Raw genomic sequence first — 19387 nt, forward strand, 5'->3', positions numbered from 1 at the left:
CAAGGCAGGGCCTGCCCCGAATTCCGAGGGCGAATGGAGGCGGACCGGGTCGGGCCGATCGGCACGGAGATGGCCCCGCCTCAGGCCGCGGTCTTCCCGCGATCAGCCCTTCGAGACCACCGCACGTCCATAAGGCGGTTGCGCCTGGACCGGCGGGTTGGCGGTCTGGGCGGCGAGCTCGCCGATCAGGCGGTCGGCGTCGGCGGCCAAGCCGTCGGGGGCCTGGATCACCAGACGCTCAAGCGCCCAGCGGTAGGACGAGATGCGCTGCTCCAGGCATTGCTGCACCCACTGCACGATCAGCGAATTCTCCTGCATGCGCGCGACCGCGTCGTCCCTCTCCCGCGGCGAGAGCGCGGAGACGCGGGCCATGCTGGCATTGCGCTTCCTGTCGAGATCGATGACGCGGATCGCGCTGGCGAAGAACGGCTCGAAGCGGGTGATGTCGTTGCGCACGTCCTCCATCAGCTGCGCATAGCGCGACGAATGCGAGCGGTGCGGCTCGTCGATCAGCGTGCGCCCGTACATGGTGCGGTCGAACACGATCTTCTGTCGCCACGGCGAGGGCATCGCCTTGTAGTCGCCGAACACGCTCTTCCAGGCGGGGCGCGACAGCGGCGGCTCGATCATGGGATAAGCGAGGTCGCGCAGCTGGCGCTCCTCGTCGGTCAACTGGAACTGCGACGGCTTGAGACCCACGCTGCCGGTGACCTCCGCGCCCAGCCAGCGATGCATGTCGTCGCTGCGCATGCTCTCGCGGGTGCGGCCGAAATCGCCGCCGCTACAGGCCGCGAGGCTCGCAGCCGAAAGCGCGAGCAAGACGCCCGACAGGACAGACCGGATCTGGCGGATGGTGTCCGGCATTGCGAAGTCCGGAATCAACGACGGCGACGACGGCGCCCCGGCGCTGTGCCCTGCTCCGGCCCGTGATCGCCGCTGGTGGCGTCGGCCTCGCGCTCGATACGGATGACGGGAAGGATCAGGATCGTTCCCATGTCCGCGCGCGGAGCGACATCCCCGGACGAGCCCACCCGGCGACCGGCCGGAAATTCAATGATGGTCCCCATGTCAGCTCTCTTCAATTGCCGCGCGATCATGCGCGCCCGTGCAACATGGATTCATTAAGATCAGTTCATGGTTAACGGGGTGTAAACATCGCGGTGGAACAGTAACCGCACGGGCGGGCCGCGGCGTCCCGCAGCGGCACGACATCGCTTCAAATCGAGCGTTCGGCTTCACGCCTCGTTTTCCTTAACGAGCCTTTAAAGGAGCCTGCGATAGGCTGGCGACGAGTATCTCTTCCAGGTCGCGTATCCTCCATGACCAAGTCGCTGTTTCCCGGATTCGACGGGCTGATGTCGCTCTCCCGTCGCGAAGGTGTCGATGTTCGGCCGACGCTGCTGCGCGTGCTGACCGACCTTTACGTCCAGAAGAGCACCCACAGCGACGACGAACAGCGGCAATTCGTCGAGCTGGCGACGCGGTTGATCGACCAGGTCGACGATGCCACGCGCGCAGCCGTCAAGGCGCGGCTCGCAATCTATCCGCAGGCGCCGATCCCGGTTCTCCAGAAGCTCGGGCTTGTCGCCGCGCAGGAAGGCCGCAGGGTCCCGCTGGCCCGCGAGATCCCCACGCCTGCACCCGCCCCCTTGCCGGTTCGTACGCCGACCGACGCCGAGCGGCGGATGGCCGCCAACATGGCGATGCAGCCGACGGACGCCGCCGAGATCCACGACATGTTCTTCCGCGCCGGCGCTTCCGAGCGCGCGCTGATCCTGCACAATCTGGCGCAGACCCCGCTGAAGGCCGCACCCCGCATTCCGACCGCGCGCGCCAAGCGCGCATGGCAGATCCTGGAGATGGCGGCGATCGCGGGCGACGTCGAGAATTTCACCCTTGAGCTCGGCGACAGCCTGATCCTGCCCTCGCGCGTCGCAGCCCAGATCGTCGACGATGCCGGCGGCGAGGCGCTCGCGGTCGCCGCGCGCGCGCTAGACATGCCGAGCCCGAACTTCCAGCGCATCCTGCTGTTCTTCAAGCCGGAGATCGGCACCTCCGTGAACGAGGTGTACCGGCTGTCGCGGCTCTACGACCGCATCAGCGACCGCTCGGCACTGGTGATGCTGGCGGCCTGGCGCGGCTCGACGCTCGCCGTCACCCGCGCAAAGTATCAACCGGCATTGCATGACGGCGAACGCCAGCGCGCCCGCGCCGGCGCAAGCCAGACCCGGCCGGGCGTGCAGCCGGGCGCGATGCCGCGCCGCACCGGTACAGACGGATCGTCGGAGCGGTAGGGTCAGTCCTGGCGTAGCTTCGTCTTGCTCCCGGCTCGACAAGGCAACGCTGGCGCGTCGCCGTCTGTCCGGGACACGCGAGCAGCAGCTACGTCTTCGCCAGATCCAGAAAATGCCGCCCGGCGCGATCCTCGGTCTCGACGATCCAGGCGTCCGGATCGAAGCGGATTTCCTTGGCCAGACGCTCCTCGATCGTGTGCTCGGGCAGAGGTTGCTGCGCAACCGGCACGAAGAAACGATCGACGGGGCGGTCGTCGTCGTACGACGTCTGCGGCGCCGGGGCGTAGAGCATCGCATTGCCGTCGAGCAACGAGACCTTGACGAACACCGCGCCCGCCTCCTCGGCACCGCGACGAAGCACCGCGCCGTACACGCCCTCGGTCTGGCACCGGCGCAAATAGGCCGCAACCCATATGTTGGATTTCAAACGCATGAGTCGAACGATAGGCCAGCGCGCGGCGCGCCGCCAGTGTCAGTGTCCGAATGTCACGCCTTGCTCATCCCTTGCCCGCCGTTGATCTGGCGTGCCACGAGGTATGACAGCGGCATCGCAAGCGCGAATCCCACGGCGACCGCATAAGGGATGTTCCTGATCGCGTCGGCGGCGAAGCTCGGCACCATCAGCACGACGATCAGGCTGACGCCCGCGAGCACCGTACCCAGCATGATCCAGACCAGAACAGAGACCTTGAACATGACATCCTCTCTTCTTCCTTGAAGATGAGCAATCATGTTCCCCGAAGCTGCCGGCCGTCATTGATCCCGAGCAAATCGCCCGCGCGCGGGCGCGGCCTGTCTCGCCGGAGCGTCATGCCGGAAATTGATCGGCGTCAATGACAGCGGAATGCGCGCTATTCGACGGGATGGCCGATCGCGGCGCCGAGTTCGCGCAGCAGCCGGTCGGAAAGCTGGCCTGTCACCTGCATCTTGTGCTCGCGCTCGAACTTCTGGATCGCGGACTGGGTCTCGCCGCTCATCGTGCCCGTGATCTTCAAATTGCCGTAGCCATATTCGGACAGCGCGCGCTGCACGCCGGCGATACGCCGTGCGGCGGGACTCTGCGGCGTGGGAATAGGCGCCGGCGGACGCATGGCGGATTGCGGCGTCGACGTCGCTTGCTTGACCAGATTGGTCATCGGATCGTTCGAGCGCGTCGATGCGGTCGCCTCGACCGGTTTCTCCGGCGGCCTCTCGGCGGCTCGCTCGGCAGGTTTCGGCTCGGCGCGAAACTCGGTCGCGCGCGGCTCCAGCGGCGAGGTATCGGCCCCGACGGGGCGCGGACGCGGCAAGGGGTTCGACAGCGCCACGGAGGACGGCGCGGGAAGATTGATCACGGTGCCGAACATCGGCGCCGGATGCCGGCCGGTCTGCAGGAACAGTGCGTTGGCGACGATCGCGCCGACCGCGGCGACGGCGACGAGGCCGGCGAGCGTGTCCTTGGGGCTGTGCAACAGCACGCGCATCACGAGGTTGCGCTCGGTCTCGACATCGACAACGGCGACCTTGGCGCCACGGCGGCGCGGAGCGGCTTCGTCCTTGGCAGACTTCCTAGGCACTTTTCTTCACCAGAGCGGGTTGATCCTGAGACTGGTCGTGAGCTTGGTCTTGAAGGTCGTGGCGCAGCACCGGCGCCAGCGTCGCGACCTTGCTCTCGACCGGCTTGACTTGCGGCGGCGTGTAGACGAGCGGCAGCCTGACGGTGACGACAGTGCCCTCTCCCAACCTGCTTTGTACCGTCAATTCGCCGAGATGCAACGCGACGAGGCTCTTGACGATCGAAAGTCCGAGGCCGGTTCCTTCGTGACGGCGCTGATAGGTCTTGCCCGCCTGGAAAAACGGTGCGCCGATGCGCTGGAGATCGTCGGCCGCGATGCCCACGCCGGTGTCGCCGATGCGCAGCATCAGTTGCGAACCCGACACCGAAGCGGTCACCGAGACCTGACCGCCGCGCTCGGTGAACTTGATGGCGTTGGCGACAAGATTGAGCACGATCTGCTTGAAAGCCCTGGGATCGCCGGTCATGAGCGGCAGATCCTGCGGCGCGTCGGTGATGAGGTCGATGCCGTTCTCCCGCGCCTTCAGCGCCAGCAGGTTGCAGCAATGCAGCAGCGATGCACGCGGCGCGAACGGCTCGGACGCGATCTCGAAATTGCCGGACTCCATCTTCGACATGTCCAGGATGCCGTTGACGACCGATAACAGATGCTGACCGGAATCGTTGATGAGCTGGGCATATTCCCGGCGCTGGGCCGCACCCAGCATCAAGGTCTGCTCCTGCGCGATCATCTCGGAGAAGCCGATGATGGCGTTCAGCGGCGTGCGCAGCTCGTGGCTCATGGTGGCGAGAAAGCGCGTCTTGGCGGCATCGGCCGCTTCCGCGGCGCTGCGCGCCTGATCCAGCGCCTGCTCAGACAGCTTGTGCTCGGTGACGTCGCGCATCACGGCGACGATCTCGGTCTCGCGCGAGACGTCATCTTGGGAATTTGGGGCGATATCCTGGTCGAGCGGGCGGCAGCGCATCTCGACCCAGATGAAGTCGACCTGGCCGCGCTCTGAACCGTCGGGCTCACGCCGCAGCCGGAACTCGATGCTGCGGACGTCGCCGCGCGCGGCATCGGAGAGCGCAGTGAGATAGGCCGGGCGATCTGCGACATGGACGCGGTCGAACAGGCCATGCCCCAGCAATTGCGCCACCGGCATGCCGAGCATCGCCTCGGCCGCGGGCGAGATGAACTGCACCGCACCGTTGCGCCGGTGCCGCGAGACGACGTCGCTCATGTTGCGGGCGAGCAGGCGATAGCGCTCCTCCTCGCGCGACAGCAACGCAACGCTGGTACGCGCGAGCGATTCAGCGCCGAAGGCAAGGCCGGCGGCATAGAGCGTCGCCGAGATGATACCGCACGCCATCAGCACGCCGCGTTCCGCCGTGCTTGTGTCTGCAACCGGCAGCCAGCCGAGCTGGCCGGCGAGGATCAGGAGTCCCGCACAGGACAGCGCCAGCAAGGATGCGAAGGCCGCGACGCGGCGCGAGGCCGACAGCGCTGCTTCGAGGGGAACCACGACCAGCCAGACCGCGGCGAATGATTCGATGCCACCCGTGCTGCCCGCGACCGCCATGATCAGGCCGGTGAGCGCCAGCGACGACAGCACATGCGCGCCTTCATAGCGGCCGGTACGCGACAGGAACCAGGACAGCAGGATCGGCGCGATCAGCCATGCGAATGCAGCGACCTCGACCGCGCTCGGCGCACCACGCATGGCGAGATAAACCGGGAATGCGGCAAAGGCGGCCAGGCTGCCGAGCAGCCGCGGAGCCATGAAGGCACGATGACGCGCCCGCATCAGCGCATCGGAACGCGCGGAGGGATGCAGCAGGGCATCGAGACAATCGCGGATGATACTCAAAACTGTCACGGGTCTCGCGCTTCGGCTCACTCGTCTTTGAAGACGTGCCGCAACGCCTCCTTATCGTTGAGCTACCGTGTCAGAGCGACCTTAAACGAGTGCTAAGGCTCCCCGGTGCGAGACCGGACGCCGGGACATCGCGGGGCCTTTTAGACGATTTGGCGACGTCTTCGGCGAGGATGGTGAACACAGGGTTTCGCGCATCCCGGCATGGTTTCGAATTGGTGGACATGTGTGCCGGCCAAATCCCGGGCGCCGGCGTCAATCGAAAATTTACGACACCTTCGATCTCGAAGAATTCTCCGTAAATTTTCCGCGAATTAAGCTCAAGGCAATCACTTGCGATTTATCGAGAGTTGCTAGGTCGAAGCGCGCGCGGACCATCGCCGCGAACGGGATCTAACGTACAGGTCGACAAGATGCGCTTTCTGCTCCGCATCACATTCTGGCTCGGGCTGGTGCTGGTGCTCCTACCCAGGGACAAGACGCCCGAATCGGAGAAGCTGCCCCAGATCGGCGCCGCCGACGCGGTTCAGGCTGCGACCGCGGCCGTCTCGGACATGACCCAGTTCTGCAAGCGCCAGCCGGCGGCCTGCGAGGTCGGCGGACAGGCCGCGACCATCATCGGCCAACGCGCCCAGGATGGCGCGCGCAAGATCTACCAGATCATCAACGACAAGAAGGAGCACATCAGCAACGACAAGAACGAGAAGAACGACAAGAAGGCGCCCGACCATACCGGCTCGATCGCGATGGCCGGCGAAGGCGATACCGTCTCGAGCGAAGCGCCGCACGACACCCTGAGCCAGGACGACCTCGCGCTGGAATGGCGCGGCCCTTCGGCTGCGAATTAGCGTCCAAACCCTATCGATTTCATCTCCTCGCATCCTTATATTGGCCCCAACGGGAACACGGGCCAGCATGACGACGATCGACGAAATCAGGGACAATTTCGAGCTTCTGGACGAGTGGGACGACCGCTACCGGTACGTCATCGAACTCGGCCGCACCCTGGAACCGATGCCGGAGGCCGAGCATTCTGCCGCGAACAAGGTCAACGGCTGCGTCAGCCAGGTCTGGCTGCAGAAGCTGGTCGACCGCGATGGCGGCGCCCCCATCCTGAAATATCGCGGCGACAGCGACGCGCATATCGTGCGCGGGCTGGTCGCCATCGTGCTCTCGCTCTATTCGGGACGCACGCCGCGGGAGATCCTCGATACCGACGCGATCGCGGTGTTCAACGAGTTCGGCTTTGGCGATCATCTGACGCCGCAGCGCTCCAACGGCCTGCGCTCGATGGTCGAGCGCATCAAGACCGATGCGAGAGAGGCGCTGGCGGAGGCGTCGTAGGAAACTTCCTAGGGTGGGCAAAGCGACTTGCCCGCCGTAGTTCGAAGAGCGAAGGCGGAAGCGCGCCCACCAATTTCAGTGTGATCGACGAAAGCTGGTCGGCACGGTGCAAGGCGCCTTTGCCCCCTACGAGATCAGCGGCCCCGACTACTTCCGCTTCCGCTGCTGCTGCCCGAGGCCCATCTGCTTGGCCAGTTGCGAGCGCGCCACCGCATAGTTCGGCGCGACCATGGGATAGTCGGCCGGCAGGCCCCATTTCTCGCGGTATTGCTCCGGCGTCATGTTGTACTGGGTGCGCAGATGGCGCTTCAGCGACTTGAAGCGCTTGCCGTCTTCCAGACAGACCAGATAATCGGGCGCGATGGACTTCTTCAGCGACACTGCCGGCTTGGCCGGCTCGAGCGGCGCGGTCTCGGTGCGGCCTGACGATACCCGCACCAGGGCGCCGTGCACCTGGCTGATCAAGTTCGGGATTTCCGCGGCGGGGGTCGGATTGTTGCTCAGATAGGCCGACACGATGCTTGCCGTCAGCTCGATGAAATTCTTAGCCCCGGCATCCGACATGAGCCCGCCCTCTCTGCACTTGCGCCTCACGGGATAGACGACGCGAACTATTCCCTGTCAACAACACGTTGGACTGAAACAAGGGATTGACGGTGCGACGGCGACGCTGACTGCCGCGCGGCGGAGCTCAGGACCGCTGGTCGAGATGGGAGCGCAGCTCGTCGATCGAGGCAAAGCGCATCATGCCCTCCGGCATCTGCGCTTCGATCGAGCCGTCGGAGTAGAGCGAATAGGCCATGCCGTCGACAATTCCGGATTTGAGCACGGTGACGGGCGGCTGCTCGACAGGTGGCGGCGGCGGCGGTTCGGGTGCAGGCGGAGCGGTCTCCGCAAAGGTCGAGGGCGAACGCGGCGGGGGCCGTCGCGCCGCGGCCGGCGGCTCCGGCGGCCGCATGCGGTCCGGCTTCGGCCAGGCATCGTCGAAGCTTGCCGGCGGCATATCCGCGGCCTCGCCGGGCTCCGGATGTGGCGGCGGCGCTCCGTCGGTGGTCTTCGCCTCCGCGCGCTCGCGCTCCTTGCGTGAGGTGGAGGCGAACATCAGGTTGCGGCGACGTGGGGCTTCCGGAGGCGCGGGCGGCGTCGGGGCTTCAAGCTCCGGCGGCGGCTCGACACGCGGACGCTCGCGCGCGACAGCTTCGCTCTGCCACGGCGGCGCGCCCGCGGCGGGGGTCGGCGGCGGTGGCGGCTCGACCCTCCCCTCAATCCTTGCGGCCGCGGCAGGCATCGGCCCGGGCGCGTCAGCACCCGATACGGCGAGGCCCGGCAGCACGGGCCTGACACGAACCTCCGACGGCGCACCGGCCAGCCGACGCGCGATACCCTGCAGCTCCACGGCCACGACATAGAGGCCGGCCAGTAACATCCCGGAGCAGACTGCGATCGTGCCCGAGACTATGAGGGGGCTGCCGAGGCTGAACTCCCTGACGGAGAAGCCGAACAGGATCGAAAGGAGGCCCGCCACGACGGCGAAAATCCCCGCGATCAACAATGCCAAGGTCATCGAACTCACCCCCGGCCGCACATCCACCCGCGACCCGTCATGCACGATACCGTCATACGATGTTCCACGCCAACGGCGAATTGCAAGCGGCGTTCCTAAAGGGAAGGAAATCAGGGACTTATTCACATTCCCTTCAGCTACGGCTCGCTACTGCTAGGCTGCTGCCGATATCCGGAATTGCTGCGTCGCATCAGGAATTTAGCCATAATGCCCAATTACTTGGTAATGGAACTGCGCTATAGGGAGTCCGGGGAGCAGGCCCGCGCGCACCAGCCGGGCCAAGAGGGGATTCCGGGGCACCGATAGCCATGACATCCATCACGACTTCGGCGATCGACACGCCTCAACGGCGCTCGGTCGAGCGGACCTGCGACGATCTCGCCATGCTGGTGCTGGCGGCGGTGACCGTCGTGGCAGGCCTGACCTTCCGCGACTACGGCCTCGGCTGGGACGACTACACCCACGCCGAATATGCCGATCTGCTGCTGCGCATGTTCGGTTCCGGCTTCAAGGACACCGCCGCACTCTCCTTCGCCAATCTCTACATGTATGGCGGCGGCTTCGACATGGTCGCGGCCCTTCTGCACAAGATCATTCCGCTCGAGCTGTTCGAGACGCGACGTCTGCTCGGTGCGATCGTCGGCGTGATCGGGCTTGCGGTGACCTGGCGGCTCGCCCGCCGTATCGGCGGCCCCCTTGCCGGTCTTGCTGCACTCCTGCTGCTCGCGCTGTGCCCGATCTTCTACGGCCACATGTTCATGAACCCGAAGGATGCGCCCTTCGCGGTGGCCATGATCATCCTGATGCTGGGCCTGGTCCGGCTCGCCGAGGAATATCCCAAGCCCTCGCCGCGCACGATCCTGATTGTCGGCCTGGGCGCCGGCCTTTCAATCGGCTGCCGCATTCTGGGCGGGCTCGCGCTGGTCTACGCCATGTTCGGCTTCATCCCGCTTTTCCTGGAAGAACTGCGCAGCGAGGGCCTGCGCGAGTCGATCAGGCGCTTCGCCCATGTCGTCTATGTGCTTTTGCCCGGCCTCGCGTTCGGCTATCTCGTGATGGGCCTGATCTGGCCGTGGTCGATCATGGAACCCGGCAATCCCTTCGAGGCGCTGACCTACTTCTCGCATTTCTTCGAGAAGCCCTGGAAGGAGATGTTCGACGGCGCGATCGTGTCCGTGCCGGACATGCCCTGGTCCTATCTGCCGACGCTGTTCGCGCTGCAGCTGCCCGAGGTGATGCTGGTGCTGATGGGCGGCGCCGTGTTCAGCACCTTTGCCATGCTGCCGCGCCGCGAGGTTCCGGCGCGCCGCAAGACCGTCATGCTGATGCTGACGCTGGCTGCGACCCTGCCGCTCGCGATCGCAATGGTGAAGCGGCCGGCGCTGTATAACGGCATCCGCCATTTCGTGTTCGTGATTCCGCCGATGGCGGTGCTCGGCGGCGTTGCATTGGCCTGGGTGATGGAGCGCCTGCGTGCCAATCACCGCACCTGGCAGCCGGTGGTGCTCGCGACCTTCTGCTTCGGCCTCGCGCTCTCGCTTGCCGAGATGATCCGGCTGCATCCCTATCAGTACACGCATTTCAACCACATCGCCGGCACCGTGCGGGGCGCCGACGACCGCTTCATGCTGGATTACTGGGGCCTTGCGCTGAAGCAGGCCTCCGACGAATTGCGCGAGCAACTTGTGGAGCGCCAGGAAGTGCCGCCGGCGGGCCGCAAATGGAAGGTCGCAGTCTGCGGCCCGCAGCGCCCCGCGCAGGTCGCGCTCGGGCCCGACTTCACCATCGGCTGGGATTCCAACGCGGCCGATTTCGCGATGACGCTCGGCGAGTTCTACTGCAAGGGCCTCACCGCACCCGTGATGGTCGAGATCAAGCGCGACGACGTTGTGTTCGCCCGCGTCTACGACATCCGCGGCCGCAGCATTTCCAGCCTGCTGTCGATCCCGGCGCCGTAACAGCTTTTTTCTTCGGAACCGTAGCCCGGATGAGCGAAGCGACATCCGGGCTCGTTCTCAGAGCGGTCCCGGATGTCGCTTGGCTCATGCGGGCTACGCGCGACAGCCACGCTCCGCACGCCTTGCCGCCAGCTTCCACCAAGTCTACGCTCCCTCCCCGCAACAACGATGTTCGGAGAGACCAGCCATGTCGCCAGCGGAAGCGCGCCTGAAGGAAGTGCCGTCTGATATGACGGAGGCCGAGTGGCAACAGCGGGTCGATCTCGCCGCCTGTTATCGCCTGGTCGCGCTGTACGGTTGGGACGATCTGGTCGATACCCACATCTCCGCGCGCGTGCCCGGCCCCGATCATCACTTCCTGATCAACCCCTACGGGCTGATGTTCGACGAGATCACGGCCTCGAGCCTCGTCAAGGTCGATCTGCACGGCAACCAGCTCTCCGAGAGCGAGTACAGCATCAACCCGGCAGGCTTCACCATCCATTCGGCGATCCACGAGGTGCGCGAGGACGCGATCTGCGTGCTGCATCTCCACACCCTCGACGGCACCGCAGTGTCGAGCAGCGCGGAAGGCCTGCTGCCGCTGAACCAGACCGCGCAGCTCGTCACCCACGATCTGGCCTATCATGACTATGAAGGCATCGCGCTCGACCACGACGAGCGGCCCCGGCTGCAGAAGGATCTCGGCGACCACAATCACATGCTGCTGCGCAATCACGGCACGCTCACGGTCGGCCGCTCGGTCGCATCCGCCTTCGAGCGCATGTATCACCTCGAGCGGGCCTGCTCGATGCAGGTGCGCACGCGCGCGCTGGGTACGCCGATCTACCCGGTCGAGAAGATTGCGATCGAGAAGAACACCGATCTGCTCGCCAACCGCGACCGCGCCGAGCTGCGCGCCACCAAGCTCGTGTGGCCGCCGCTGCTCCGCAAGCTGGACCGCGAGCTTCCGGGCTACCGGTCTTGAAATTTTCGGGGTTTGGTGTAAGGTAGTGTCAACACCCTCTGCACGTCCTGGAATGAAACGCCGCCCAATTCCGGGCGGCGTTTTTGTTTTGGGGCGCCTTCTCTGCTCGTCATTGCGGAGCTCTTGTGACGAAGCAATCCAGAACCGCCGGGCGGAGGATTCTGGATTGCTTCGCTGCGCTCGCAATGACGAGCGCAGAGTTCTCGCCTTACTTCACCTCAGCCAGCGCCGCGAGGATGCGCGCCCAGGAGCGGATGCCTTTCTGGAAGCTTCTCAGGTCGTACTTCTCGTTCGGCGAGTGGATGTTGTCGTCGTCGAGGCCGAAACCGACCAGCAGGGAGTCGAGGCCGAGCGTGCGCTTGAAGTCGGCGACGATCGGGATCGACGCGCCGGAGCCCATCAGCACGGTCTCCTTGCCCCATTCCTCCGTCAGCGCCTTGCTGGCGGCGGCGAGCGGCTTCATGTTCCAGTCGAGTGCGACCGCGGGCGCGGCGGAATGGTCGCCGAACTCGACCTTGCAATCGCCGGGAATGCGCGCCGTCACGTAGTCACGGAAGGCCTTGCGGATCTTCTGGGGATCCTGCCCCTCGACCAGGCGGAACGAGACCTTGGCCGACGCATGCGACGGGATCACCGTCTTGGAGCCCTCGCCGATATAGCCGCCCCAGATGCCGTTGACGTCGCAGGTCGGGCGCGACGAGGCCTGCTCGATCAGGAGCCGACCCTTCTCGCCGGCCGGGATCGACAGACCGATCGGCTTCAAAAACATTTCCGGCGTCAGATTGAGCTTCTTCCACTGCTCAAGGATGTCGGGCGGCAGATCCTTCACGCCGTCATAGAAGCCCGGGATGGTGATGCGGTTGTCGTCATCGAACAGGCCGCCCAGAATTTTGGTCAGCACCCGGATCGGGTTCATCGCGCTGCCGCCGAACACGCCGGAATGCAGGTCGCGATTGGCGGCGGTTATCTTCAACTCTTCATAGAGAAGGCCGCGCAGCGAGGTCGTGATCGCCGGCGTGTTGCGGTCCCACATGCCGGTGTCGCAGACCAGCACGTAGTCGGCTTTGAATTCGTCCTTGTTGGCCTCGATGAAAGGCACGAAGTTCTTCGAGCCGACTTCTTCCTCGCCTTCGATCAGGAAAGTCACGTCGATCGGCAGCGAGCCCGTCACCTTCTTCCACGCGCGGCAGGCCTCGACGAAGGTCATCACCTGCCCCTTGTCGTCCTCGGCGCCGCGCGCGACGATGATCTTGCGGCCATCGGCATGGTCCGTCACCACGGGCTCGAACGGCGGACGGTGCCAGAGATCGAGCGGATCGACCGGCTGCACGTCGTAATGGCCGTAAAAAATCACATGCGGCCGTCCGCCGGCCCCGGTCCTGCCGACGATGGCGGGATGCCCGGCCGTGGCCCTCACTTCAGTGGCGACGCCGAGGCTCGCGATGTCCTTGGCGAGATGCTCGGCCGCAGCCTTGCAATCCCCGGCGAAGGCCGGATCGGCGGAGATCGACTTGATCCGCAACAGCGCGAACAGGCGCTCCAAGCTGTTGTCGAAATCCCCGTCGATGTGATCGAGCACGGATTGAAGCTGCGCGTTGGCCATGGTCGGATTCCTGACGTTCGAGTCTCACGAGATACCGGGTTTTAGCGCCGTCGCAGGCTCGGAGCCAGCGGCAACGGGCGGATGCCGGATGTGCCATGCGAGGGTACCTGCAAGAACCGCCGTTGCCAGGAGATTATTTCCCCAGGCCTGGAGGACATGGGGAAACCACGGCAGCGCCAACAGCAAGAGCAGGACGCTCGCGCCAAGGGCGAGCCATGTTCCAAGGCGCACCTTCGCACGTTCATCGAAGGCTGCGCGATGCATCAGCACAGTTATCGGGAAGAACAGCCACATGAAGTAATATTGCCGCGCCAGAGGCGAGGCCACCGTGATCAGGCAGAACAGGATGGCGAGCTCCTCGGCGTCCGAACGCGCCGTTCGCCGCGCTTGCCGCGGCATGACCGCGAGGAAGCCGAGCCCGAGCAATGCCGACAGTCCCAGCACGATCCAGTTCGCCGTCCTGTAGTCGACATCGATGATGTTCATCGTACGCGGCGGCTGCTTGGGATCGTCCTGATTGTAGTTGATCGGGCGAACCAGGCGGTGCGTGACGGCGATCAGGGACTGGTTGACCCACGACCAGTTCTGCTCGTCACGCTGGCCGAAGCCTTTCTCCGAGCTCGTTCCGACCATGCCTTGATACCAGACCTTAAGCTCGGCCGCGTTGCGCTCGAAGCCGCGGATGGGCGCCGGCACGACATAGAGCAGGATGCCTGCAAAGGCGATCGTAGCAGCGGCCGCCGCCCATTTCCGCCGCCAGACCAGATAAGGTAGGACCGCGACGGGAAACACCTTGATGGCAGCGGCGAGCGCGAACATGAAGCCTGCAAGCCAGGGACGCTCATGCCGCAAGCTCCAGAAACCGTAGAGCATCATGGCCAGCAGGACGAGGTTCGGCTGGCCGAGGTCGAACATGTCGAACACGAAGGGCACGGTGATGACGGCGGGCAGCGCCTCCAGCCAGCGGCCGGGCCTGCGGCCCGAGCCGGTCATGACCTGCGAGAGCGTCCCGGTGTACCACCAGGCTACGGCGTTCAGGATCGACAGGACGACGTAGAGCGGAAGTTTGCCGAACCAGCTCGGGATCGCCAGCATGATCGCCGGGAGCGGCGGATAGATGAACTCGAAATACTCGACAGCCGTGGCGGGATAAAGCGGCGCGCCCTGCAAGACCTGCTGCCCGGCCCAGTACCACAGCGGGTAATCCTTGGTCTTGCCGCTGCCGAAGACTTCAGGGACGAGCACGTCGGCGGTGAGCAGGACGCAGCAGAACAGAAACAGCAGGTCCAGCGGCGCGCGCAGCGACGGATGTCTGGGCGCGTCGGGCTTGGCTAACGGGGCGGGCGGGGTCACTGAATGGTCCTGTGCGGCGGCGAACAGGGCGTAGCAGACCGGCGCAGGCTTGGAGAGCCCCTCACCTGAAATTGTACCGGTGATGGTCGAAGTCCCCGCGAGGGAAGCGAGGTCGACGCACCAGCCGGAAGCGGATTGCCTGAGACGACGTCTTAAACTGCCTAGCGCCGCAGCAATCCGCCCAGCGCGCCGCGGACCAGCGTGCGGCCGATCGAGCCACCGAGCTGGCCGCCGACCGACTTGCCGATATTGGCGGCCATCCCGCCGATCACCTGGTTGGTGACCGATCGCGTCACGTCACGCGCGATGACCTGACCGGTCGACAGGCGACCGCGCTTGACGTTGGTGCCGAAGATGGTGCCGACGATCGATCCGATCTGGCCGAGAAGGCCGCCGCCATTCCCGCCCGCCTGGCCGTCCGCGGTCGCGGCCGTGCCGGCGATGCGCTTCTGGATCATCTCGTAGGCGGACTCCTCGTCGACTGCGGTGTCGTATTTGCCCTTCACCGGGCTTGCGGCCATGATCGCCTTGCGCTCGTCCGGCGTGATCGGCCCGATGCGGGCCGAGGGCGGTCGGATCATCACCCGCTCGACCATCGCCGGCGTACCGTTGCCCTCGAGGAAGGACACCAGCGCCTCGCCCTTGCCGAGCTCCATGATCACCTTGGCGGTGTCGAGCTTCGGGTTGGGCCGGAAGGTCTGGGCCGCAGCGGCGACCGCCTTCTGGTCACGCGGGGTGAAGGCGCGCAACGCGTGCTGCACCCGGTTGCCGAGCTGTCCAAGCACGCGATCCGGCACGTCGATCGGATTCTGCGTCACGAAATAGATGCCGACGCCCTTAGAGCGGATCAGGCGCACGACCTGCTCGATCTTGTCCATCAGCGCCTTCGGCGCGTCGTTGAACAACAGATGCGCTTCGTCGAAAAAGAACACGAGCTTGGGCTTGGGCAGGTCGCCGGCCTCGGGCAGCTCCTCGAACAGCTCCGACAACATCCACAGCAGGAAGGTCGCGTAAAGCCTGGGGTTCTGCAGCAGCTTGTCGGCGACCAGGATATTGACCATGCCGCGGCCGTCGCGGTCGGTCTTCATGAAGTCCTTCAGCGTCAGCGCGGGCTCGCCGAAGAATTTGGTACCGCCCTGGTTCTCCAGCACCAAAAGCTGGCGCTGGATGGTGCCGACGGTGGCCTTGGTGACGTTGCCGAAACCCTGCGCGGCCTTGCGGATGGCCGCCAGCGGATCCTCCGTCGCGTCCGCCGCCTTCTTGCCGCTGTCGGGCACGATGGCGTCGAGCAGCGCGCGTAGATCCTTCATGTCGATCAGGGTCAGGCCGTTGTCGTCGGCGACGCGGAAGGCGACGTTGAGCACGCCTTCCTGCACGTCGTTGAGGTCGAGCATGCGCGCGAGCAGAAGCGGGCCCATCTCCGTGACGGTCGCGCGTACCGGATGGCCCTGCTCGCCGAACACATCCCAGAACACCGTCGAGAACTGGTCGGGCTGGAAATTCAGCCCCATTGCTGAGGCGCGCTTGACGATGAAGTCTTTGGCTTCGCCGACCTCGGCGATGCCAGAGAGGTCGCCCTTGATGTCGGCCGCGAAGACCGGAACACCGGCGCGCGCAAATCCTTCCGCCATCACTTGCAGCGACACGGTCTTGCCGGTTCCGGTTGCACCCGTGACGAGGCCGTGGCGATTGGCGAGCGCCAGGGTCAGCCAAGCCTGCTCGTCACCCTTGCCGACGAAAATCTTCTCGTCGGTATCGCCGAGCTTGCTGTCCTGTGCGGTCATTATTCTCTCTGATCTCTCTGCCGATTTCGCGTATCGAAACTCATCCACCAGTTCCGGAGCTTAACGCATGTTAAGCGCCGATTGAAACGGTTCAACGGGCCCGAACATGCGAACTTGTCGGATACGGATGGACGACATCAGCCGAAAGTAGGAACGAGGTGCTCGCAACGCGGCAATTTTTCGCCGATTCGATCTCCGCTCTTGCACCGCTGCAACACTTTTCGCGCGTTCGAAGATGAATTGCGGCGACGCGTGCGTTCATCGCTTGAATTTCACATCACACCGGCTCAAGATCATTTTTGAAAGAAATACTCCGGCAAGCAAACCGGCTGAGGGGCGGGCCTTATGGACGAACTGATCGGGCGGCTGGCGACAAACGCCAGCATAGATAATGCTGTGGCTGAAAAGTCCGTCGGCATTATTCTGGGCTTCCTCCGTAACGAGGGTCCTTCCGACAGCGTGCAGGCCCTGATCGATCAGATTCCCGGAGCGGAAGCCGCGATCGAGGCATCCAGGAGCGGCGGCGGACTGTCGCGGCTGATGGGCGGCGGCCTGATGGCCGTCGGCACGCGCCTGATGGGTCTCGGACTTGGCATGTCGGAGATTCAAAACGTCGCCCGTGAACTTTTCCGCTATGGCCGAGACAAAATCGGAGCGGATCAGATGGGCAAGATCGTCGCGGGGACGCCGGGCCTCAGCCAGTTCGCCTGAAGCTGCCGCATTTCATATCGAGTATCATGACATATCCGATCTCCGAGATTGAAGGCCTGTCAGTCTTTGCCGCCAACAAGCTGAAGGCGCAGGGTATCCGCACCACCGACGCGCTGCTCGAAGCGGCCGGCACGGTGAAGGGCCGCAAGGCGCTGTCCGCCAAGACCGGCATCAGCGAGCAGCTGCTGCTGGAATGGGCCAACGTCTCCGACTACATGCGCATCCCCGGTATGGGCCGCGCCAAGGTCAATTTGGTCCGCGCCGCCGGCGTCACCACCGTGCGCGAGCTCGCCTATCGAAATCCGGCAAGGCTCGCCCAAAGCATGCGCGACGCCAACGAGAAGAAGAAGCTGCTGCGCATCCTGCCCACAGAGAAATCGGTCGGCGACATCATCGCCAAGGCGAAGAAGCTGCAGCCGAAGATCACGTATTAGGGCGTCTCCTTCGGCTTACGACCTGCCGCGTTGGCTTTCGTTGTCCTACCCCGCAAAGGCAGGGTATCCAATACGCCGGGTCTCCTCCGTATCACCGCACGGCCTCGGAATGCTTGATTGACCTCCTTCGCGGGCAATGACAGCGTGGGTGTTGGTCTTGACTCCCCCTCCCCGCCCGCTAAAGCGGGCGCCATGAATGCCTCGCCCTCCCCATCCGTCCCGCCGGCCGGCTCGGCCGGGCCTGATGTGCTGCGGACATTGCTGGAACGACCGATCCCGGCGGTGATGGGCGTGCTCAACATCACCCCGGACTCCTTCTCCGACGGCGGCGAGTTTATCGCGCCCCAGCAGGCGCTGGCACGGGCGCAGGCGATGATTGCCGCTGGCGTCGACATCATCGATATCGGCGCCGAATCCACCCGGCCCTACAAGGGCGCGAAGGCGATCACGGCGGACGACGAGCTGGCCCGGCTCAAGCCGGTGCTGTCAGGCGTCGTGGCGCTCGGCGTGCCTGTTTCGATCGACAGCATGAAGGCGGAGGTGGTGGCCTACGCGCTCGACCAGGGCGCGGTGATCGCCAACGACGTCTGGGGCCTGCAACGCGACGCCGCGATGGCGCCGCTGGTGGCTGCCAGAGGCGTCCCCGTCATCGTCATGCACAACCGCGACGACGCCGATCCCGCCATCGACATCATCACGGACATGAAGACTTTCTTCCTGCGTTCGCTGGACATCGCGGCAAAGGCCGGCATTGCGCGCGACAAAATCGTGCTCGATCCCGGCATCGGCTTCGGCAAGACCGCCGAACAGAGCCTGACCGCGCTGGCGCGGTTGCGCGAATTCGAGATGTTCGGCCTGCCGATTCTGGTTGGTGCCTCGCGTAAACGCTTCATCGCCTCGGTCTCGCCGTCCGAGCCGAAGGAGCGGCTCGCCGGCTCGATCGCGGCGCATCTGATCGCTGCGCAGCGCGGCGCAAAGATCATACGCACCCATGACGTCGCCGAGACCTTGCAGGCGCTGCTCGTGGCGAACGCAATCGAGGGCAAGCAATGACCGATACGATCTTCGTCACCGGCCTGTCGATCCATGCCCGCCACGGCGTGATGGATCACGAGACCGAAGTCGGCCAGCGCTTCGTCATCGATCTCGAGCTCTACACCGATTTGTCGGAGCCCTCGCGCAGCGACCGGCTCGTCGACACCGTATCCTACGCCGACGTGGTCGCGACGACCACGTCGGCGTTCAAGAACACCAATTACAAGCTTTTGGAGCGCGCGGCCGGTGCGGTGGCCGACGCCATCCTGTCGAACTTCCCGCGCATCCGCGCCGTGAAGATCACCGTGCACAAGCCGCATGCGCCGATCGCCGCGATCTTCGACGATGTCGGCGTCATGCTGACCCGCTCGCGGCATCCATAAGATGGCAAGCGTGCTGATCGCGCTCGGCGGCAATGTCGGCGATGTCCGCGCGACCTTCGCCAAGGCGATCGCGCATGTCTGCGGCATGGCGCAAGCCGCCCTGATTGCGCGCTCCGCGGACTATGCCACGCCGCCCTGGGGCGACGAAGAGCAGGCCCCCTTCGTCAACGCCTGCGTCGAGATCGAAACCGACCTCGATCCGCACGCGCTCCTGTTCGTGCTGCAGAAGGTCGAGCAGAAATTCGGCCGCACCCGGAACAAGGAACGACGCTGGGGCCCGCGCACGCTTGATCTCGACATGATCGCCTATGACGACATTTCCTTGCAGAAACCGGACCTGACCTTGCCGCATCCACGCCTGTTCGAGCGCGCTTTCGTGCTGGTGCCGCTGGCCGAGATCGCGCCCGACCGCGTCATCTTGGGCATGCGTGTGCGTGACGGGCTTTCCAGCGTCTCGACACAAGGTATTGAGCGGCTTCCGGATACCGGTTAACCAAAATCGACCGTTTGCAGGGACGGTCGGCCGTGGCAAATTCGCCTCGCGAA

General features: G+C 64.9%; 21 protein-coding genes. 10 read left to right on the top strand and 11 right to left on the bottom strand.

The features are described 5' to 3' along the window. Nucleotides 1–102: 102 nt before the first annotated feature. Entirely contained in the window at nt 103–864 is a 762-nt protein-coding gene (locus tag JQ580_RS16255) for a hypothetical protein (protein WP_212281064.1), read from the bottom strand. 14 nt (nt 865–878) lie between these two features. Next, the gene (locus JQ580_RS16260; RefSeq protein ID WP_106950456.1) at nt 879–1067 is read right to left on the bottom strand and encodes a hypothetical protein; all 189 of its coding nucleotides are present in this window, start codon (nt 1065–1067) and stop codon (nt 879–881) included. 252 nt (nt 1068–1319) lie between these two features. Between JQ580_RS16260 and JQ580_RS16265 the strand changes: the two genes are divergently transcribed. After that, complete coding sequence (locus tag JQ580_RS16265) at nt 1320–2294, top strand: DUF2336 domain-containing protein (protein WP_212281065.1); 975 nt, start codon at nt 1320–1322, stop codon at nt 2292–2294. A gap of 88 nt (nt 2295–2382) precedes the next feature. Here JQ580_RS16265 and JQ580_RS16270 read toward each other — a convergent pair whose 3' ends face one another. From JQ580_RS16270 to JQ580_RS16285, 4 genes are all read right to left on the bottom strand, one after another. After that, the gene (locus JQ580_RS16270; RefSeq protein WP_212281066.1) at nt 2383–2727 is read right to left on the bottom strand and encodes a DUF1491 family protein; all 345 of its coding nucleotides are present in this window, start codon (nt 2725–2727) and stop codon (nt 2383–2385) included. A 53-nt stretch (nt 2728–2780) separates the two neighbouring features. Beyond that, nucleotides 2781–2990, bottom strand: coding sequence for a hypothetical protein (locus tag JQ580_RS16275; RefSeq protein ID WP_212281067.1), 210 nt, complete (start codon nt 2988–2990; stop codon nt 2781–2783). A 155-nt stretch (nt 2991–3145) separates the two neighbouring features. After that, entirely contained in the window at nt 3146–3850 is a 705-nt protein-coding gene (locus tag JQ580_RS16280; RefSeq protein WP_212281068.1) for a peptidoglycan-binding domain-containing protein, read from the bottom strand. Next, nucleotides 3843–5708, bottom strand: coding sequence for a PAS domain-containing sensor histidine kinase (locus JQ580_RS16285; protein ID WP_212281069.1), 1866 nt, complete (start codon nt 5706–5708; stop codon nt 3843–3845). Before JQ580_RS16285 ends, JQ580_RS16280 begins: the two co-directional genes overlap by 8 nt. Before the next feature lie 410 nt (nt 5709–6118). Here JQ580_RS16285 and JQ580_RS16290 point away from each other — a divergent pair, with 410 nt between their 5' ends. Both JQ580_RS16290 and JQ580_RS16295 read left to right on the top strand, forming a co-directional pair. Further along, the gene (locus JQ580_RS16290; RefSeq protein ID WP_212281070.1) at nt 6119–6553 is read left to right on the top strand and encodes a DUF5330 domain-containing protein; all 435 of its coding nucleotides are present in this window, start codon (nt 6119–6121) and stop codon (nt 6551–6553) included. A gap of 67 nt (nt 6554–6620) precedes the next feature. After that, nucleotides 6621–7049 (top strand): SufE family protein, encoded by a 429-nt coding sequence (locus JQ580_RS16295; protein ID WP_212281071.1) that lies wholly within the window; start codon nt 6621–6623, stop codon nt 7047–7049. 147 nt (nt 7050–7196) lie between these two features. Here JQ580_RS16295 and JQ580_RS16300 read toward each other — a convergent pair whose 3' ends face one another. After that, a complete protein-coding gene (locus JQ580_RS16300) occupies nt 7197–7613 on the bottom strand; it encodes a Ros/MucR family transcriptional regulator (protein ID WP_036005917.1) in 417 nt (138 codons plus the stop codon). A gap of 127 nt (nt 7614–7740) precedes the next feature. Beyond that, nucleotides 7741–8613 carry a DUF308 domain-containing protein gene (locus tag JQ580_RS16305; protein ID WP_212281072.1) on the bottom strand — a complete coding sequence of 291 codons (873 nt, stop codon included), beginning with the start codon at nt 8611–8613 and terminating at the stop codon, nt 7741–7743. A 308-nt stretch (nt 8614–8921) separates the two neighbouring features. Here JQ580_RS16305 and JQ580_RS16310 point away from each other — a divergent pair, with 308 nt between their 5' ends. Both JQ580_RS16310 and JQ580_RS16315 read left to right on the top strand, forming a co-directional pair. Then, entirely contained in the window at nt 8922–10571 is a 1650-nt protein-coding gene (locus JQ580_RS16310) for a glycosyltransferase family 39 protein (protein ID WP_212281073.1), read from the top strand. A 187-nt stretch (nt 10572–10758) separates the two neighbouring features. Continuing rightward, nucleotides 10759–11538 (top strand): class II aldolase/adducin family protein, encoded by a 780-nt coding sequence (locus JQ580_RS16315; RefSeq protein ID WP_212281074.1) that lies wholly within the window; start codon nt 10759–10761, stop codon nt 11536–11538. A gap of 208 nt (nt 11539–11746) precedes the next feature. On the opposite strand, the gene JQ580_RS16320 is transcribed toward JQ580_RS16315, so the two are convergent. The 3 genes from JQ580_RS16320 to JQ580_RS16330 form a co-directional block, all read right to left on the bottom strand. Next, a complete protein-coding gene (locus tag JQ580_RS16320) occupies nt 11747–13141 on the bottom strand; it encodes a M20/M25/M40 family metallo-hydrolase (protein ID WP_212281075.1) in 1395 nt (464 codons plus the stop codon). Between the two features lie 24 nt (nt 13142–13165). Next, the gene (locus JQ580_RS16325) at nt 13166–14494 is read right to left on the bottom strand and encodes a glycosyltransferase family 87 protein (RefSeq protein WP_212281076.1); all 1329 of its coding nucleotides are present in this window, start codon (nt 14492–14494) and stop codon (nt 13166–13168) included. Nucleotides 14495–14655: 161 nt separating this feature from the next. Beyond that, nucleotides 14656–16278, bottom strand: a complete 1623-nt coding sequence (locus JQ580_RS16330; protein WP_212281077.1) for a helicase HerA-like domain-containing protein — start codon at nt 16276–16278, stop codon at nt 14656–14658. Between the two features lie 345 nt (nt 16279–16623). Here JQ580_RS16330 and JQ580_RS16335 point away from each other — a divergent pair, with 345 nt between their 5' ends. The 5 genes from JQ580_RS16335 to folK all read left to right on the top strand — a co-directional run bounded on the left by JQ580_RS16335 (nt 16624) and on the right by folK (nt 19334). After that, nucleotides 16624–16989 (top strand): DUF2267 domain-containing protein, encoded by a 366-nt coding sequence (locus JQ580_RS16335; protein WP_212281078.1) that lies wholly within the window; start codon nt 16624–16626, stop codon nt 16987–16989. A gap of 26 nt (nt 16990–17015) precedes the next feature. Continuing rightward, nucleotides 17016–17423, top strand: a complete 408-nt coding sequence (locus JQ580_RS16340; protein ID WP_212281079.1) for a DUF4332 domain-containing protein — start codon at nt 17016–17018, stop codon at nt 17421–17423. 192 nt (nt 17424–17615) lie between these two features. Further along, nucleotides 17616–18476: a dihydropteroate synthase gene (gene folP / locus JQ580_RS16345; RefSeq protein ID WP_212281080.1), complete on the top strand. Its 861-nt coding sequence runs from the start codon at nt 17616–17618 to the stop codon at nt 18474–18476. Then, nucleotides 18473–18841 carry a dihydroneopterin aldolase gene (folB, locus tag JQ580_RS16350; RefSeq protein WP_212281081.1) on the top strand — a complete coding sequence of 123 codons (369 nt, stop codon included), beginning with the start codon at nt 18473–18475 and terminating at the stop codon, nt 18839–18841. The genes folP and folB overlap by 4 nt, the downstream gene beginning before the upstream one ends. Before the next feature lies 1 nt (nt 18842). Then, nucleotides 18843–19334: a 2-amino-4-hydroxy-6-hydroxymethyldihydropteridine diphosphokinase gene (folK, locus tag JQ580_RS16355; protein ID WP_212281082.1), complete on the top strand. Its 492-nt coding sequence runs from the start codon at nt 18843–18845 to the stop codon at nt 19332–19334. Nucleotides 19335–19387: the final 53 nt, after the last annotated feature.

Origin of the sequence: Bradyrhizobium sp. SZCCT0148 (genome assembly GCF_018129985.1) — a bacterium.
GTDB lineage: Bacteria > Pseudomonadota > Alphaproteobacteria > Rhizobiales > Xanthobacteraceae > Bradyrhizobium > Bradyrhizobium japonicum_H.